The sequence below is a fragment of the Photobacterium carnosum genome, assembly GCF_002849605.1.
Classification (GTDB): Bacteria; Pseudomonadota; Gammaproteobacteria; order Enterobacterales; family Vibrionaceae; genus Photobacterium; species Photobacterium carnosum.
This window is the reverse complement of the sequence record NZ_NPIB01000012.1, coordinates 105,481-122,459: the sequence shown is the minus strand read 5'-3', so window position 1 is coordinate 122,459 and position 16,979 is coordinate 105,481. Positions and strand designations below refer to the sequence as shown.

Sequence of the window (16,979 nt, the reverse complement as noted above, 5' to 3'; positions counted from 1 at the left end):
TATATATTGCAGCATTACAACACTAAGCGGGGCCATAGTTATAACAACTATTTACCGCCAGTGGTGATGGAAGCAGCCGCTTAATTTAAACACCTATAAAGGTGTACAGTTTTACTTGACCACTTCAAATATCACTGTTAACCAAAATGTATTTTGCGATGACAGTTGGGGCATATGGCTTTCACATTCTCAAGTGAATCCTCACCACCTTGAGACAATGGCTTAATATGATGGACTTCTAAGTAAGGTTCATCATTAGATTTTTTAATAAATGGTGCAAACTTACGACATTTTTCACAGATACCCTTTGCTCGATATAAAGCTTCGGCAACTACATCTGGATTTCTATTATAGTCATAAACAGATCTTAGTACTTTTTGAGGAGCCTTATCTGCTGATAATATTCTTTTTTTACGTTCAGCTGATGTATTAGTTTGAGAATAACCCACAGCATTGTTAAATTGAATATTATATTCAGCCTGAGTTTCTTTTATTAATATTGAATCATTCACATCAAGTTCTTTTAAAGAAATGAATCTTATATAGGTTTTCTTCTGCTGATTATCAAAATTTTCAATTAAACCTAAATGTACATTTCTTAATTTCTTGTTAGCTGATTTGCTAATAACAAATAAGGGGATTTTAGCGTCATAACAGTTTTTAAGGGCTTGGATCTCATTTTTATCATGGGAGCCATGTCGTTTTGTTGCGGGAAAATCGTAATTAATACCTTTCTCTGAAAAATCATCATCGTAATCTTTGCCTGTATGTAGAATACTTACAGCAACACCAGCATCATCAGAAACGATACCTTTGGTTAGTGCAGTATTAACCCATACTCCAGCAGCACCACTGTAAATACCAAATTCTCTTAATTGGCCAGCAGTAACATCTGTTGCACTATCATCATACGTGATCTTATTAAATAACTTTTTACGACGTTCTATTTCTTGTTTTATCGATAGGTTATTCACATTCTCTCCAACTAATAATTTATCAGCTGAGTATTTACTCAATAGATAATTTTCCGTGATGGATTCTATTACTCAACCTGTGGAATATCATGCTTAACCTATTGAAAATGTGATGCGCATCATAATGAATGTGCAACTAAGTTAAAATACCTGTTACTTACGATTAAAAGCTGAGTGATATATAGAGAATGGTACTGGTTATTATCCGTCATCTCGGAAGTCGAGGAACGAGGGCTATCCGTGATCTATTCACCGCGTGCTTGAGCATAAAAGACGACAATAAATACAGTTACTCTACAACGCGTGGATAATAGATTCCCTATCTCGTTCGTAACCTCACTGTAGGGAATGACGGGGGGTTGAGGTTGGCATTCGTTGTAAATAATGGCGAGATTGGGTTGTGCAATCATTGTTGAAAATGATACAGCCTATTATCCGTCATCTCGGAAGTCGAGGAACGAGGGCTATCCGTGATCTATTCACCGCGTGCTTGAGCATAAAAGACACCAGCAAAAACAGGCACTCTACAACACGTGGATAGTAGATTCCCTATCTCGTTCGTAACCTCACTGTAGGGAATGACAGGGGTAAAGTAACCCGATGACTCGAACCTGATTTTCCTCCAATAAAAAAGGCCATACCTGCGTTAACAGGTATGGCCTTTTTTTAGCGATAATCGCTACTTATGCGTCTTTGCTTTGCTCGACTTCTAGCTGCATGAGCATTAAGTCTTCGCCATCAAGTACCTGAGTATGATTACTACCGCAATGCTGACAAATAATGCTACGCTCGGTGTGAATGGTTTCTTGTCCACATTCGAGGCAGGATAACACCAGCGGCTGAATATTCATTTCAAACTCAGCGTCATGGCAAATGCTTTCCAGCTTAAAGGTCTGAAAAGCAGTTTCAAGTAAGGCAGGTTCTACCCCACTTAAAATGCCAACTTTAATCGCAACGCGGGTGACTTTGTCTGCATTATTATCACGAGCATGTTGTTCGCATTGTTCGATAAGTGCGCCAACAATAGAATACTCGTGCATTAACAGATCCTCGGTAATAATTCACCTTGAGGAAGGTCAAGATAACGACGGCTACCCCAACCACTGGTTAGAATAACACGACCCGTATGTTCATTATTTACTGAACCAATAACACATGCGTTGTCACAGGCAGCAAAGGCTTCAAGCACCTCTAATGCTTTTTGCGCTTGTGCTTGAGGCAATGCAAGAATGAATGTGCCTTCGTTCGCTAAATCAAACGGTTCAAACCCGTATAATTCACATAGACCACGCACTTCTTCACTGACAGGTACATCATCTTCAACAAGGCTAATACCAACATCAGATGCTTGTGCCCATTCGTTTAATACCGCAGATAAACCACCACGGGTTGCATCACGCATTGCATGAATATCAAGCCCTGCTGCAATTAAGGCTTCAACCGCAGGCCATAGCGTATTGCAATCACTGATAAGCCCAGATTCAAGGGTTAAGCCTTCACGCGCCATTAAAATAGCGGCACCATGACGACCCACATCACGCGAAACAATAATCGCATCACCATCAGCAAGATTACGTACTGAAATGCCTGTTTGCATGATTTTACCAACACCAGTGGTATTAATAAAAATACCGTCAGCACAACCTTTTGGCACCACTTTAGTATCACCACAAACAATTTTAGCACCTGAAATGCTTAACTCTTTTGCCATGCTACTCACGATGGTTTTAAGCTTATCAATCTCAAAACCTTCTTCGATAATCACGCTGCAACTTAAATATTGCGGTTGTGCGCCCATCATCGCTAAATCATTCACGGTGCCTGCAATGGCTAATTTACCGATGTTACCACCAGCAAAAAACAACGGTGACACTGTAAATGAATCAGTAGTAAAGGCTGTTTTACCTTCAAGGGTTAATACCGCTGCATCTTCTTCGCTACGTAAAATAGCATTATCAAACGCTTTAAAGAATAAGCCTTTAATGAGCTTATTCATTTCCTGACCGCCACCGCCGTGGCTTAATTGAATGGATTTTGTAGTCGATAATGCAGAAAAATCTTGTTCACTCATTTTACACCTCGGTAACGGAAATACGCATTACACGCACCTTCTGAACTCACCATACAACTGCCAAGTGGCGTTTGTGGCGTACAACCACGGCCAAAGACTTTACAATCTTTTGGTTTCGCTAAACCACGCAAAATATCACCGCACTGACACGCTTTATGATCATCAATCGGTGTCATGGGCAAATAAGCAGCAAATTTAATTTCAGCATCGCGATGACGATATTTTGCATTAAGTTGTAATGCTGAGTTAGCAATCGGCCCTAAACCACGCCAGCGGAAACTATCACGAATATCAAAACAACGTTTAACTGCTGCTTGAGCAACCGTGTTACCTTCTTCTGTTACAGCGCGTGTATATTGCACATCGAGTTCAGCAATGCCTGCGACTCTTTGCTTGGTTAAGCGCAGAATAGATTCCATCACATCAACGGGTTCAAAACCTGCCACAACAACAGGTGTTTTATAATTTTCAACCACTGAGCGATAAATTTTAGCGCCTTCAATAACACTTACATGCGAAGGACCAATAAACGCATTCACTTTAACCGCAGGATCAGCCATTACTACATCAATCGCAGGTGGCACTAATACATGATTAATGTGGAAATAAAGGTTATTGACCTGACGTTGCTCGGCTAATTCAATCAAAATAGCCGTCATTGGGGTTGAAGTTTCAAAGCCAATCGCAAAGAAAACCACGTCTTTATCTGGGTTATCAAGCGCAATAGCTAAACAATCCAACGGATCATAAATTGGTCGAATATCACACCCTTTAGCGCGATATTGTGCCAAACTGCCTTTTGAACCTGGAACACGGATCATGTCGCCCAATGTTACTAAAATCACATTTGGTTGACAGGCTAATGCTGCTGCATGGTCAATACGCTCTTTGGGCATTACACACACAGGACAACCGGGGCCGTGAATAAAATCAATATTGTCGGGCAATAACTGCTTTAAACCATACTTCATAATGGTATGTGTATGACCACCACACACTTCCATTACTTGCATTGGTTCAGGTAAATCAACCGCAAGCAATTTAATTTGTTTAGCTAGATTAAGAACTGTGTCGGCATCACGAAAACCTTCATACAGTTTTTTAAGATCAAAACTCATATTGGAAGTGGCCCTGATTCATCCATAATAAACTGATACATTTCAAGACTTTCTTGTGCATCTTTGTCATCGATTTTGCTCATTACAAAACCAATATGAACTAATACATATTCACCAAGAACAAGCGGATCCATTAATAAATGGCAGCTTACTCGACGCTTCATGCCCATAGTATCAACAGTAACCGTATTATCTTCGTGAATTTCTACAACCTGCGATGGAATCGATAAACACATAATTACGCTTCCTGTTGACGTAGATTAGCCGTTAGCCATGTCACTAAAGGGGCAAACGTTGCTTCATCTGTCGTTGATAGCGTAATCACTTCAATATTAGGATTCAGTTTCTTAAGCTGCGCTTTCGCTTCTTCAATGCTGAAATCAAAATACGGTAACAAATCACACTTGGTAATTAATACCACATCAGCACGACGGAACATCACTGGGTATTTTTCAATTTTGTCGTCGCCTTCTGGAACAGAAACCAAAACAATATTTTTATGCGTACCCACATCGTAGCTTGCAGGACAAACCAAATTACCTACGTTCTCAACAAAGCAAATATCAAGATTTTTAAGATCAACATGGTGTAATGCACCGTGAACCATAAAGGCATCAAGGTGACAAGCAGAACCTGTTTGAATTTGGTATGCATCAATACCGTGTGCTTTTAAACGATCAGCATCACGCGAGGTTTCTAAATCACCTTCAATAACAGCATATTTTAAATCAGAATGTTGATGTAAGTGCTCAAGCAATGTGGTTTTACCGCTACCTGGGCTACTCATCAAATTAAATGCCGTCACATTCTGTGCTTCAAAATGGGCTCGATTGTGTGCCGCTTCCACATCATTCTTATCTAGAATTTTATGAATAACCGACAATGTTTTTTTATCATTTAATTGTGGATTTGCTTGTAGTTGGTGATGATGGTGATCACCTCTCGGTAATGAACAACCGCAATCTTGGCACATATGAACTCCAGTATAGGGGGGATTTTATCTATCGTTTTGATCAAAAATATAGATAAACGTTAGAAAAAATTAAACAGGACTCAGTTCAGGTTATTAAACACTCAAATTCTGAGAATTATGATAATCGATTATCTATTCTTTAAGAGGATAAAGCAATTTGTGTGATAATTTATTTACCGAATTATTAGATTGATATTATATCTCTATCTCCCTTTATAGCGAACTGATAAAATAATCAGGCTACGATTCAGTTTAGCTTCAGACTTAATGACAATAATCTGACATAAGCGTAAATCTGGACGCGTATGTTATATCATAAGCACTTCAAGATTAATCACGATGAGACTTGCTTTGATGCTCTCTCACGCCTTCTTGAATAATAATGTTATTCATCGAACAAAAGAGAAACCATAATGCAAACAAAAACATCTAGCTTAAAAACCAAGTTTCTTAAATTAGCTGTACCAGTAGCGTTAGCTTGTGCATTTGCAGCAGCGCCAACAGTAGCAATGGCTAAAGATGCTCCGAATGCCTCTATGATGGCATCTCAAAAGATTACCGCAGAGCAACAACACGTTGCGGGTGAAATTGGTAAAATTCAACAAGAACTTGCCGCTATTCGTGTGAAGACATTAAAAGCAAACCCTCAATTAATCACTGAGATGAAAGCTTACGAAACTGCATTTAACAATAAAGTTAAAGCATTAGGTTACCAGCCTGAAAAGTTAATTAAACGTGCTCAAGAAATCCAAATTGAAGCAACGAAAAAAGACATTTCAAATGACAAGCGTACCGCTCTGATTAAAGAATTTACGACTATTCGTACTACGCTTGAAAAACAACAGCGTTCAATCTTGAATGATCCTGCAATCAGCAAGCAAGACAAACAAGTACAAGATGACGTTATCAATGCAATGAAAAAAGTAGATTCAAAAACAACAGATCTACTAAAACAGCTTAATCAACTGGTAATGCAATTTAGAAAATAATTGCGCTACACAACTGAATAATCTTTTATTCAAAAAAAAAGGATAATCCAATGATTATCCTTTTTTATGTCTCATTTTTTATATCTAATTAAGAGAAAATATAACTTATAACTTAACGGCTTGATTTTGGCTTAACAATTTCATGCCATTAATGATTTTTGCAAACCACACAGCTATTGCAACAATCGCAATCGCACCACCAACAAACGGTAATACGTTCAATATCTTCGCCAGAATATCACTGTGGACCCAATATTCAGCACCCGCGATCATACCTGTGGTTGTCGCAGCAGAAACACCTAACACTACAAAAAAGGTTAAAAACAAAAAGAAGCTACGAATAATAGTGTAATAATGGCTATAGGTAATCTCATCAGTGCCTTTATCAAGTTTATAACCCGCATAAATAATAGCGATAACCCCTGATAATAATAAAGTAAACGGGGTTAGAAAGCTGGCTATATAAGCAAACCAAATACCCTTTTTATGTTCTTCCGTCATTATATTGATCCGAATAAATAAGCAATGTATACGCTAATTATCACTGATATTTACTTGAGTTCAAGTTTCGCTCTAAATTACGATGATCGGGATCAACTTCTCGATTATTGCTGTCGCTAGAGTCTGCTATAACACCCTAAACGAACACATGCCTGCGATAAATTGACAGGCATGAATGGGTTTATTTTACGACTGCCAACAAATGCTATTTATAATTTATCTGTTGGCGTTTCAATTTCAGAACCATCTTTAATCCGACGATGCCCTTGCTCTAAATGAACAAAATCCACTAAATCATCCCCACTAACTTGAAAGGCTTTACCAAACCCTTTAACAAATAGCCCTTGCGTTGGCGCTAAGCGGAATAAGACAAAATCTTCTAAGCCACTTAAACCATCAATAATCTCACCAAAGCGGTCGCGTAACGCTGCCACTGCCAACAACCAACGATCACTATTACGCTCAACCACACTCACATCTGCTTCAAACGTTAATCGTTTACGGGCATACAGTGTTTTTGCTGTCGTTTCATCTTCAATCATCATTAAAGAGACTTGCGGATTTTCCAGTAAATTACGCGCATGTTTGGCAATTTGGCTAATTAACACATAATACCCATCATCAAGTAACGCAAACGGAGCATAACTGACATTGGGTTTACCATTAATATCAACGGTGGCGAGTTGCAGTGTTAAACATCCTTCACGAAATTCTTTAATTTCTGGTCCTAAGCGGCTTTGCAGTCGTTCTTGTTTTACTTCATTCATAAATAATTCCCTTATTTTTTTAATACTGGCTGACTAATATTCTATTTTTATCTGTTGTTATTATATTTTTAACTAACGACTAGTTTTAACTAATGGCTTTAATTGGCTAATAGTTTGAGCTGTTGAAACTTTTCAATTTGATCTGAGAATAAGCTGCGCTGTTTATCTCTACCTAAATAGACTTTAAAGACACATTCGCCTTGCTCGGCAAAGAAGCCAATAAAATAGCTTTCTTGTCCCATAAATGGCTTACTGACTAATGCTATATGCTTAACGAGATCTAACCGTAAATGACCATGCAATTCGCCATCTTTACCCATTAAATTATAGTAGCCACGGGCCAATTTTCCTTTGGGAAACGGCGCTTTCACTTCAAAGATAGACCCCATTGAATGCACGATAGTGGTAACAGGCCCCCAGCTAGGTAATGCCTCAACAATGGTTTGTGCCACATTGCCAGCCAGTGGAAAAACTAACTCAGATGGCAGCGATAACGCCACTTCACCTTCTGTAACCTGTAATTGTTCAGCAATAGCGCCAGCATGAAGTTTTTCATCCTGTTGCAATATTTGAGCAACCCTCGTTTTTAATTCATCATGAGAATAGCGAGTAAACACAGTTATCATCCTTTTAATTACAATTAGCTAATATATTTAATTTTCACACGGTTAAGATTGAGCTTTTACCGTTGTGGTGGTTATTACTTGAATCAATGCTTGTGCCAGCGTTACCGCCCAAAATTGCCCTGCTAGCGTCAGATTTAAATAGCGATGCCGCCCTAGTTGTTCTATTTCAACAAAGCCATGTTGTTGCCACTGTTGAAATAATGGCATGCAATAACTGAACAATGACCAGCCTGCTTGCTTATCGAGTTGTTTTGCTACAATCACTCCGCGATCAAAGCCTGCTTTAATTACCGTATTAACCGCAGCATGGGGTGGTGATTTAACCATCATCGCCAGTGGGATCCGTTGGTTATTAACATCATCCATATAATGTTCAAGCTTACGATGTTGCATAAAACCATAACCGCCAACATTGCCACCAGCACCCGCCCCTAGTGGTAAGACTTCGGCGGTGGTTTTAGCAAGGCTGTTATAGCTACTTCGTTCACGATTATCGCGCGCCCAATGATTAACACTTAAACGACGTAGATGATGTTTAGCCATAAAATCTACCCCCATTTCAAACATTGAGGCTTTAGTCATGGTATCAGCCGGCTCAGGTAAACGACCTTGTTCGACCATTTTCCCCATTGGCGTATTACCCATTTCAATCAATTGATATAAATCAACACCATTGGCACCAGAATCAAGAAAATCGTTCAAATCCTGTTGCCAGACTTCAAGATTCTGATAAGGCAGCCCATAGAGTAAATCAATCACAATAGGCACTTGATCGGTTGCCGCTAACTCACTGACACGTTTTAACACCACGTCGCGATCATCTAAGCGTTTTGCTTTACGACGAACTTGCGTATCAAAACTTTGCACACCAAAAGAAAAACGGTTAAACCCGCCTTCAAGTGCCGATTCAAACATTTCATCGCTGAAACGGTTAATTCGCCCTTCTAGGGTTAACTCACAATCAGTGGCTAACGGAAAATATTGGCGGATCATGGTGCCGAGTTGTTTAATTTGTGCCGCGGTTAAATCAGTCGGAGTACCACCGCCAATATAGACCGCTTGAAAAGGTGCAGCTTGCGTCCATGGCTGAGCGGCTTTATATTTAAGCTCAACCATTAATGCCGCAAAATAATCATCAATCAGCCGTTGGCTCGATGCATATTCAAAAAAACTGCAATAGGTACAACGTACACGACAAAATGGAATATGAACGTATAAACAACGCTTATTAAAAGGTGGGGTTGTCCGCTGTAAAATTTGCTGTACTAGCGGCTGTATTTGATTGGATTCAATAGGATTGTGACTACCACCACCAGCATGTGCCGATAATTTACGTCGAAAACCAAATCGCAACGGATCCGGCGTATTTTCTCCAAGAATATCACCACCAAAACTAGATATATCCAAACTAGCTGGCGTATTTATAGGCAATATAGATTGTTCAGCATTTATCATATTAATGGCTATGTCCACTAGCCCCTCTTCAGTAACTTGTGATGTGTAACTTCGATAAGGTTGGCGACAAATCGATTCACATCACATCATTTATGATTATTTGCTATCACTTTTTAAGCTGTTTATTTCAAGATTTCAGTACAGAAACGGTACATTGCCATTCCCATCAGTGATTCTTAATCTTATTTTCGGTCATAATATTTTGCATTGAATAATATTGCAAATGATAATTGATATTATTCGCATTTAGTGGATAATGGCTAAAAATAAAATGCTGATATTAATAATTATGTTACTAACAACATGAAAAATATAATAAAACTAACCATATACACAGGAGGTGGTATTTTGCGTCAATATTCAATCACTATCGATGACGTTCTTTTTAGTGTTATTTTTAGGTAAAAATAGTGAATACAAAACGTTACGTTGCCGCTGGGGCGGTATCATTATTGGTTCATAGTATGTTTCTTGCTGCGATGCCAACCAAGGATCCAATCACACTGACGATAGGAACCGATACGCCACGTGTCAGTTTAACCTTCGTTGCTGTTCCACCTACTGTAGTGAAAACACCACCGCCAACGGTAATACCAATATCAACCGAATCGATACCAACAAAATCTGCGCCAGTAAAGCCCCCTGTTGCATCAACCATGAAGCGCTTAACAAAGACCACAACAGCGGATAAAAAAGCCCCAACGCTTAAAAAAACGATAACACCGAAGAAAACAGTAACGCAAAAGAAAGCAACAACACAAAAGAAAGCAACAACACAAAAGAAAACTGTCCCCCCTGTAAAGAAAAAGCAGCTTACGCATACAAAACCTTTAAAACAGACATCATCAGCTGTAACACCAACAACGACGACAGATACAAAAACAGCACTAAAATCAACAAAAGCACCGTCAAATCAAGCGAATAAAACAGCAGCCACCGCTGTCGATAACGCAGGAACACAAGCATTACAGTTGGTATCAAAGCCTACCTTTGTAACACGACCTGGCGCTGTCAATTACCCCAAATTAGCCAAACGTCGTGGCATTGAAGGTCAAGTACTGATTGAAGTCTGGATTGATATAAAAGGACAACAACTCAAGCAAAAACTGATCAAATCATCAGGCGCACAGATCTTAGATAACGCGGCAATCGCGGCGATCAAAAAATGGCATTTTTCTTCTCATATTGTGAACGGTAAAGCGATTGCCCACCGAGTACAGATCCCTGTACGTTTTAAACTGGACTAAACCATGACTGTTATTGACAACCTCACCCAACAATTTGGCCTTATGACATGGCCGCTGCTTATTTGCTCGATATTAACGGTCATGATTTTAGTTGAACGGTTTATACAAGTATTACTCTGTACTGGTGTTGGAAAAACCAAAGTTACCGCACTTTTGGATAAACAAAATCGCCATGATGATCGCGCACTTGATCAGTTAGCAGAACAACTTAAACACCAACGGCCATTATTATGTAAAGGCATCTCGATGCTGATTTCCCATCGTCATTTTACGAAACCATTACGTGAAGATGCCGCAAGCATTTGGCTACTTCAAAAACGTCAACAATTGCGTTCAGGGTTACGATTACTGAGTTTAATTGGTGTGATTAGTCCGCTATTAGGTTTACTTGGTACCGTTCTGGGCTTAATTGAAATGTTTAAAAGCATTGCCCTATCAACAGGCTCTGTGACTCCCAGTGATCTTGCTGATGGTCTAGGTTTAGCGATGCGCACTACCGCTGCTGGCTTAATTATTGCCCTGCCCGCCATTACAGGCTCACAATTATTAGGCTTATGGGCCGATAGCATCATGGAGACATTAGAGCACAGTCTAAATCGTTGTAATTTATGGTTAGAAGGCATGAACATTGATCTCGGTAATGGCCCCGTAAAGCCATGTGATACTTGTGAAGAAAACCCAGCTTACAATGGTAAATCAGCATGATTAGTATCAATAATCATCAGCAAAACACAGATGAACTCAACCCTGATTTAACCCCATTATTGGATATTATTTTTATTGTGATGGTGTTTTTATTACTTACCGCAACAGTAAAAATTAAAGCATTAGATGTAGAATTACCGCAAACCGCGACTCAAATATTACAAACAACCAAAGCCGATCCGATCACGATAAACCTCGTTGACGCTGAACCTTATTGGGCATTAGACGGTCAATCGATCGACAACTGGGATAACTTTTCACAACAACTATTAGCCACTGTAAAAGCACAGGCAAATAAACCCGTCGTTATTGGTGCTGATAAAAAAGCCTCAGTCGAACAGATGCTCAAATTATTAGCTTTTCTACAAAAAAACGACATTAAAGCCACGCAACTATTAATGGAAGATCAACAATAATGGACCGTCATACCTCTTTTATAACTGCACCTTTTATAACTACACCTTTTTTACGTCATATTTCTCAAAAAATAATGTTATCAACCACACTGTTTATCTCCGCATCAAGCTTATTTAGTCCCTTAGCCCATGCGCAAGTAGAACCAAATTCTGCAAGAGTGATTAGTGCTGGTGCTGCTATTACTGAAATCATTAATGCATTAGGGGCTGAGCAACAATTAATTGCCGTCGATGTAACCAGTAAAACACTGGTGGCAGATAACATGCCTAAAGTGGGTTATCACCGTCAACTGTCAGCAGAAAGCTTGATTGCTTTAGCCCCGACTCGCATTATTGGCTCCGATGAAATGGGTCCACCAAAGACATTAACATTATTAAAGCAATCGGGAATTGAGGTCGATATTGTTAACGGTGGCGAAACGGTGTCTGATTTACTGCATCGAATCGATCAAGTGGCAGCTTTAACCCAACATTCACAACAAGCGCAGCAGCTTAAACAGACCATAACCACCACAGTAAAAACGATTAAACAAAACAATTCACACCAGACTCAGCCTAAAAAAGTATTGTTCTTAATGATTCATGATGGACGACCAATTAGTGTTGCCGGAAAAAATACCACCGCCGACAGTATTATTACTTTAGCGGGGGCAATAAACCCAGCAGCGGCGATGGTATCAAATTATAAGCCGGTTTCAACCGAGGCTATTTTACAAATGCAACCTGACATTATTTTACTCAGTAACCGTACGACAGCCTCCATCAAAGACATGGCACAACTTATCAAAAAAATGCCCGTCCTAGAGGCAACCCCTGCGGCAAAAAACAATGCAATTGCAGTGATTGACGGTACGGCATTAATTGGTGGCTTAGGCATCCATAGTATTAATGAAGCTATGCGCCTTAATCATATTTTCTACCCACAATCGTAATCTGAGATAAAGCCATCATGAACGACAGCCGTATTTCACCCCATGTTATTTACACTATCAGTATTGGGTCATTGCTCTTTGCATTATTAAGCTCAATTGCAATTGGACCGATGGATATCAGTTATAAAGATAGTTTTATAGCATTATTACCTGGAGACCATCAGCTTGCCGCTCATATTGATCTCGTGATCCATCAAATACGTCTACCACGAACATTATTGTGTATTGCTATCGGGGCAATACTGGCTATTTGCGGTGCTGTTCTACAGGGTTTATTTCGTAACCCCCTCGCAGACCCAGGTATTATTGGTATTTCAGGAGGTGCTGGCCTAGGCGCAGCTTTTGCGATCATTTTATTTACCCCGTTAATGACGCAATATCCTTTATTAATGAATATTGGTGCTGTGCCCTTCTTCGCTTTTTTGGGTGGCGCTATTAGTACCTATTTGGTGTATCACCTTGGCACCGATAAAAATGGTACATCTGTCGTGGTAATGCTATTGGCGGGTGTGGCAATTGGAGCGATTTCGGGTGCAGGTCTTGGGTTACTTAACTATATTGCGAATGATCAAGCGCTACGTGATTTTTCTTTATGGTCAATGGGCTCGTTAGCAGGAGCCACATGGCCGAATATTGGCCTCGCCTTTGTGAGCCTCGTCGTCATTTATTATTATTGTTATCGCCAAGCAAATGCGCTTAATGCGTTTTTATTGGGTGAAGCTGAAGCTCGTCATATGGGGGTAAATGTTCAACATCTAAAGCGTAGTTTAATTATTGTCTGTGCTGCGGGTGTAGGTATTACGGTTGCTATTACGGGTCCGATTGGCTTTATTGGTCTGGTGATCCCCCATTTAGGACGCATGATTTCAGGTCCTAATCATAAAACCCTCTTACCCATTTCAGCTATTTTAGGCGCATTGATTTTACTCGTTGCCGATATGATCGCCCGTAGTGCTTTTGCACCGCAAGAACTCCCCGTGGGTATTATTACCGCCATTTTAGGCGCTCCATTCTTCATTTATCTACTTAATAAACAAAAAGGCAGAATCGCATGACGGTAACCTCTGCGCCCTCAACTGTAATTTCAGCACGTAATTTACAGTTAACACTGGCGGGTAAAGTCTTATTAGATAATTTTAGTATCGATATAAAAGCAGGAGAAATAACAGCACTACTCGGGCCTAACGGTGCAGGTAAAAGTACCCTTCTTAAAATACTGTGTGGTGAAATAGAACCTGAAAGTGGTCAAGTTGCATTTTTTGATCGTGATATAAATAGTTGGCAACGATCTGAACTTGCGTGTCATTTAGGTATTCTGCCGCAACACAGTTCGCTCTCATTTGCCTTTACCTGTAAAGAAGTCGTGGAATTAGGCACAATGCCGCTTTGTTTATCACGTCAAGAAATTGACCACATCACGACTAAAACCATGTGTGACACGGATGTTCTTCATCTTGCTCAACGCTTATATCCAACCTTATCTGGCGGTGAAAAACAACGGATCCATTTCGCGCGCGTTTTAACCCAATTAAGCCAAGCACATAATAAATGCATTCTAATGTTAGATGAACCGACATCGGCCTTGGATTTAGCTCACCAGCATAAAACATTACAAATGGCACAAATAATGGCGGCTAAAGGTGCGGCGGTTATTATTGTATTACATGATCTCAACTTAGCCGCACAATATGCTCAACGGATGGTTATTATTCAGCATGGTAAAATTCAAGCCGATGGTTCACCATGGCAAGCATTAACCCCCCTAATAATTCATAACATCTATGGCTGGCACGTTTCTGTATATCCTCATCCTGTCCATGGTTATCCTTATCTACTATCATAATATTATGTTGATCGTACCTAGTAAATTTTAGTAACCTTACGATAAAATTACTGAAATTAACGTTTTTTTGTTGATAGCTATCAAATAATTTACTCCAAGACAATTGAAACGTTGCACTACGCGTAACACTCAGTAAAATGTGAACGCAAGCGATTACACTTGAAAAATATGCAATAATTATAAAAGCCGCAAACAAATGCGGTTTTTGGTGTTAATACCATTTAAGTATGTAATAAAACATTATCGGTGCCAAATTGAATAATTAACGAGAGAGTTTACGTAAATACATTGAATTATATTCATCTCAGTAATTATTCAATTTGGTACCACAGAATTAGCTAGAAACAACTCTAGCACTCATTATTAGAAGAATAAATATGGCGACCATTAAAGATGTTGCACGTATGGCTGGAGTTTCAACGACAACAGTTTCACACGTAATCAATAAAACGCGCTTTGTCGCAGAAGCCACACAAAAAAAAGTACTGGCTGCTGTTGAAGAGCTTAATTACGCACCAAGTGCTGTTGCGCGTAGTCTAAAATGTAATACCACTCGCACTATTGGTATGCTAGTAACTAAATCAACTAACCCTTTTTTTGCTGAAGTTGTACATGGTGTTGAAGAGTACTGCTACCGCGAAGGTTACACACTCATCTTATGTAATACTGAAGGTAATCTTTCTAAGCAATATGATTATTTACGTATGCTTGCAGAAAAGCGTGTCGATGGCTTATTAGTGATGTGTTCTGATCTTGATCAGAAACTATTGGATCTGCTTGAGCGCCAAAAAGACCTACCTATGGTTGTAATGGACTGGGGTCCAGAAAGCCCACATACTGATAAAATTCAGGATAACGCCGAGCAAGGTGGCTATCTTGCGACTAAATATTTTATTGACCATGGTCATAGTCGCATTGGTTGCTTATCTGGCCATAATGAGAAAACCACTTGTCGTGAACGTTTAAAAGGCTTCAACAAAGCGATGGCTGAAGCTAACTTAGCCGTTAACGAAGATTGGATCCTTGAAGGTGACTTTGAGTGTGATTCAGCGGTTATAGCGGCTGAAAAATATATTGCAATGACCGAGCGCCCAACGGCTATTTTCTGTTTTAATGACATCATGGCAATGGCACTTATTAGTACCTTTGAGCAAGCTGGGTTACGTGTTCCTGATGATATTTCAATTATTGGTTACGATAACATTGATCTTGCACCTTACTTCGCACCGCCATTAACGACAATCCACCAGCCAAAACGTCGTTTAGGTAAAACCGCCATTAAAATTCTAATGGACCGAATGAAGAACAAAGATCATGAGCGTCAAATTTTTGAAATGGCACCTGCAATCGTTGAACGCAAGTCTGTAAAAGATTTACGCTAATATAACAACCTATTATCAAGCCAATATTTCTATTGGCTTTTTCATCCATTCGTAATCAATCCAATCCTTATCTCTACCGTCGCTATCCTTACCGTCAGAAAACATGAGCAATCTCACAAATTCATCAGCTGTCATTAATATTAAAACTTACCTTTTTAAAAGATCGAATATAATGAACCTTGTAAACACATATAATAGTAAGCAAAAGACTTACAAAATATAAATAATACTTCACTATTGATAGTATTATTTATAGAGTAATGCATGGATGATTTAGAGTAGGCAATTTATCTCGTAAATAACTTTAATAATAAAGTAAATTTACAACTACTTTAATGTTAGGTGACACTCATTTATTCACCGAGTAGAAGTATGAAGTATGGACAAACCAATATTAAAAAATTCATTACAGCTATTAGATCATTTAGGCAACGTTAGATCTCGCTCCATGTTTGGTGGCTTTGGTATTTTCGCAGGTGAGACAATGTTCGCACTGGTCGTTAATAATAAACTCCATCTACGAGCAAATGCACAAACAAAAGAGGAATTTAAACAAGCGGGTTTAAAACCCTATATCTATGAAAAACGAGGTTTTCCTGTCAGAACAAAACATTACGCTATTCTTGATGAATGGTGGGAAGAACCTGAAAAAATAATAGAGCAAGCAAAATATTCTCTTGAAGCAGCACAAGCTGATAAAAAAGCAAAAGAATGTTGCACTCCGGATAGAATAAAAGATTTACCTAACCTACGGCTTTCAAATGAGAGGATGCTTAAAAAAGTCGGAATTCAAACGATTGATCAACTCTATGATATTGGTGCACTCAACGCCTATAAGGCATTACAAAAAAGACAAGAGGCATCATTAAGTTTAGAGTTACTATGGGCATTGGAAGGCGCTATACATGGCCAACATTGGTCAGTAATACCAGAAAGCAGACGCAATGAACTGCTAGCTAAACTATAATAAATATCCGTCA

Annotated in this window: 19 protein-coding genes; 9 read left to right on the top strand and 10 right to left on the bottom strand. The window is 39.2% G+C overall.

The features are described 5' to 3' along the window. Positions 1-137: 137 nt before the first annotated feature. The 6 genes from CIK00_RS11460 to hypB all read right to left on the bottom strand — a co-directional run bounded on the left by CIK00_RS11460 (position 138) and on the right by hypB (position 5,136). The gene (locus CIK00_RS11460; RefSeq protein ID WP_232602495.1) at positions 138-1,016 is read right to left on the bottom strand and encodes an HNH endonuclease; all 879 of its coding nucleotides are present in this window, start codon (positions 1,014-1,016) and stop codon (positions 138-140) included. Positions 1,017-1,657: 641 nt separating this feature from the next. Next, positions 1,658-2,014: a hydrogenase maturation nickel metallochaperone HypA gene (hypA, locus tag CIK00_RS11455; RefSeq protein ID WP_101768988.1), complete on the bottom strand. Its 357-nt coding sequence runs from the start codon at positions 2,012-2,014 to the stop codon at positions 1,658-1,660. Beyond that, on the bottom strand, positions 2,014-3,045 hold the full coding sequence (gene hypE, locus CIK00_RS11450; protein WP_101768987.1) for a hydrogenase expression/formation protein HypE: 1,032 nt from the start codon (positions 3,043-3,045) through the stop codon (positions 2,014-2,016). The genes hypA and hypE overlap by 1 nt, the downstream gene beginning before the upstream one ends. Then, complete coding sequence (gene hypD, locus CIK00_RS11445; protein ID WP_101768986.1) at positions 3,042-4,163, bottom strand: hydrogenase formation protein HypD; 1,122 nt, start codon at positions 4,161-4,163, stop codon at positions 3,042-3,044. The genes hypE and hypD overlap by 4 nt, the downstream gene beginning before the upstream one ends. Then, complete coding sequence (locus tag CIK00_RS11440; RefSeq protein WP_045037008.1) at positions 4,160-4,399, bottom strand: HypC/HybG/HupF family hydrogenase formation chaperone; 240 nt, start codon at positions 4,397-4,399, stop codon at positions 4,160-4,162. The genes hypD and CIK00_RS11440 overlap by 4 nt, the downstream gene beginning before the upstream one ends. A gap of 2 nt (positions 4,400-4,401) precedes the next feature. After that, positions 4,402-5,136 (bottom strand): hydrogenase nickel incorporation protein HypB, encoded by a 735-nt coding sequence (hypB, locus tag CIK00_RS11435; protein ID WP_101768984.1) that lies wholly within the window; start codon positions 5,134-5,136, stop codon positions 4,402-4,404. A 413-nt stretch (positions 5,137-5,549) separates the two neighbouring features. On the opposite strand from hypB, the gene CIK00_RS11430 reads away from it, so the two are divergent. Beyond that, on the top strand, positions 5,550-6,125 hold the full coding sequence (locus CIK00_RS11430; protein WP_101768983.1) for a hypothetical protein: 576 nt from the start codon (positions 5,550-5,552) through the stop codon (positions 6,123-6,125). Positions 6,126-6,230: 105 nt separating this feature from the next. Here CIK00_RS11430 and CIK00_RS11425 read toward each other — a convergent pair whose 3' ends face one another. The 4 genes from CIK00_RS11425 to hutW form a co-directional block, all read right to left on the bottom strand. Next, positions 6,231-6,626, bottom strand: coding sequence for a hypothetical protein (locus CIK00_RS11425; RefSeq protein ID WP_101768982.1), 396 nt, complete (start codon positions 6,624-6,626; stop codon positions 6,231-6,233). A 209-nt stretch (positions 6,627-6,835) separates the two neighbouring features. Next, positions 6,836-7,393 (bottom strand): heme utilization protein HutZ, encoded by a 558-nt coding sequence (gene hutZ, locus CIK00_RS11420; RefSeq protein WP_101768981.1) that lies wholly within the window; start codon positions 7,391-7,393, stop codon positions 6,836-6,838. Positions 7,394-7,491: 98 nt separating this feature from the next. Continuing rightward, the gene (gene hutX / locus CIK00_RS11415) at positions 7,492-8,019 is read right to left on the bottom strand and encodes a heme utilization cystosolic carrier protein HutX (protein ID WP_193435465.1); all 528 of its coding nucleotides are present in this window, start codon (positions 8,017-8,019) and stop codon (positions 7,492-7,494) included. Between the two features lie 42 nt (positions 8,020-8,061). Next, the gene (gene hutW / locus CIK00_RS11410) at positions 8,062-9,474 is read right to left on the bottom strand and encodes a heme anaerobic degradation radical SAM methyltransferase ChuW/HutW (RefSeq protein ID WP_101768991.1); all 1,413 of its coding nucleotides are present in this window, start codon (positions 9,472-9,474) and stop codon (positions 8,062-8,064) included. A gap of 410 nt (positions 9,475-9,884) precedes the next feature. Between hutW and CIK00_RS11405 the strand changes: the two genes are divergently transcribed. From CIK00_RS11405 to CIK00_RS11370, 8 genes are all read left to right on the top strand, one after another. Then, a complete protein-coding gene (locus CIK00_RS11405) occupies positions 9,885-10,721 on the top strand; it encodes an energy transducer TonB (protein ID WP_101768979.1) in 837 nt (278 codons plus the stop codon). Positions 10,722-10,724: 3 nt separating this feature from the next. Then, positions 10,725-11,426, top strand: a complete 702-nt coding sequence (locus CIK00_RS11400; RefSeq protein ID WP_101768978.1) for a MotA/TolQ/ExbB proton channel family protein — start codon at positions 10,725-10,727, stop codon at positions 11,424-11,426. After that, complete coding sequence (locus tag CIK00_RS11395; RefSeq protein ID WP_101768977.1) at positions 11,423-11,842, top strand: ExbD/TolR family protein; 420 nt, start codon at positions 11,423-11,425, stop codon at positions 11,840-11,842. Before CIK00_RS11400 ends, CIK00_RS11395 begins: the two co-directional genes overlap by 4 nt. Before the next feature lie 74 nt (positions 11,843-11,916). Then, positions 11,917-12,774 (top strand): heme/hemin ABC transporter substrate-binding protein, encoded by an 858-nt coding sequence (locus CIK00_RS11390; protein WP_101768990.1) that lies wholly within the window; start codon positions 11,917-11,919, stop codon positions 12,772-12,774. Positions 12,775-12,791: 17 nt separating this feature from the next. Further along, positions 12,792-13,829, top strand: coding sequence for a FecCD family ABC transporter permease (locus CIK00_RS11385; protein ID WP_101768976.1), 1,038 nt, complete (start codon positions 12,792-12,794; stop codon positions 13,827-13,829). Continuing rightward, on the top strand, positions 13,826-14,617 hold the full coding sequence (locus tag CIK00_RS11380; RefSeq protein WP_101768975.1) for a heme ABC transporter ATP-binding protein: 792 nt from the start codon (positions 13,826-13,828) through the stop codon (positions 14,615-14,617). The genes CIK00_RS11385 and CIK00_RS11380 overlap by 4 nt, the downstream gene beginning before the upstream one ends. Positions 14,618-14,994: 377 nt before the next feature. Then, positions 14,995-15,999, top strand: a complete 1,005-nt coding sequence (gene purR / locus CIK00_RS11375) for an HTH-type transcriptional repressor PurR (protein ID WP_101768974.1) — start codon at positions 14,995-14,997, stop codon at positions 15,997-15,999. A 379-nt stretch (positions 16,000-16,378) separates the two neighbouring features. Next, on the top strand, positions 16,379-16,966 hold the full coding sequence (locus CIK00_RS11370; RefSeq protein WP_101768973.1) for a TfoX/Sxy family DNA transformation protein: 588 nt from the start codon (positions 16,379-16,381) through the stop codon (positions 16,964-16,966). Positions 16,967-16,979 lie beyond the last annotated feature (13 nt).

Excerpts from the sequence above, each read along its gene's own strand:
- CIK00_RS11370 (WP_101768973.1), top strand. The coding sequence starts at position 16,379 with ATGGACAAACCAATATTAAAAAATTCATTACAGCTATTAGATCATTTA.
- CIK00_RS11390 (WP_101768990.1), top strand. The coding sequence starts at position 11,917 with ATGTTATCAACCACACTGTTTATCTCCGCATCAAGCTTATTTAGTCCC.
- CIK00_RS11440 (WP_045037008.1), bottom strand. The coding sequence starts at position 4,399 with ATGTGTTTATCGATTCCATCGCAGGTTGTAGAAATTCACGAAGATAAT.
- hutW (WP_101768991.1), bottom strand. The coding sequence starts at position 9,474 with ATGATAAATGCTGAACAATCTATATTGCCTATAAATACGCCAGCTAGT.
- hutX (WP_193435465.1), bottom strand. The coding sequence starts at position 8,019 with ATGATAACTGTGTTTACTCGCTATTCTCATGATGAATTAAAAACGAGG.
- hypA (WP_101768988.1), bottom strand. The coding sequence starts at position 2,014 with ATGCACGAGTATTCTATTGTTGGCGCACTTATCGAACAATGCGAACAA.
- hutZ (WP_101768981.1), bottom strand. The coding sequence starts at position 7,393 with ATGAATGAAGTAAAACAAGAACGACTGCAAAGCCGCTTAGGACCAGAA.
- CIK00_RS11380 (WP_101768975.1), top strand. The coding sequence starts at position 13,826 with ATGACGGTAACCTCTGCGCCCTCAACTGTAATTTCAGCACGTAATTTA.
- CIK00_RS11395 (WP_101768977.1), top strand. The coding sequence starts at position 11,423 with ATGATTAGTATCAATAATCATCAGCAAAACACAGATGAACTCAACCCT.
- CIK00_RS11425 (WP_101768982.1), bottom strand. The coding sequence starts at position 6,626 with ATGACGGAAGAACATAAAAAGGGTATTTGGTTTGCTTATATAGCCAGC.
- hypE (WP_101768987.1), bottom strand. The coding sequence starts at position 3,045 with ATGAGTGAACAAGATTTTTCTGCATTATCGACTACAAAATCCATTCAA.
- CIK00_RS11430 (WP_101768983.1), top strand. The coding sequence starts at position 5,550 with ATGCAAACAAAAACATCTAGCTTAAAAACCAAGTTTCTTAAATTAGCT.
- CIK00_RS11400 (WP_101768978.1), top strand. The coding sequence starts at position 10,725 with ATGACTGTTATTGACAACCTCACCCAACAATTTGGCCTTATGACATGG.
- hypD (WP_101768986.1), bottom strand. The coding sequence starts at position 4,163 with ATGAGTTTTGATCTTAAAAAACTGTATGAAGGTTTTCGTGATGCCGAC.
- purR (WP_101768974.1), top strand. The coding sequence starts at position 14,995 with ATGGCGACCATTAAAGATGTTGCACGTATGGCTGGAGTTTCAACGACA.
- CIK00_RS11385 (WP_101768976.1), top strand. The coding sequence starts at position 12,792 with ATGAACGACAGCCGTATTTCACCCCATGTTATTTACACTATCAGTATT.
- hypB (WP_101768984.1), bottom strand. The coding sequence starts at position 5,136 with ATGTGCCAAGATTGCGGTTGTTCATTACCGAGAGGTGATCACCATCAT.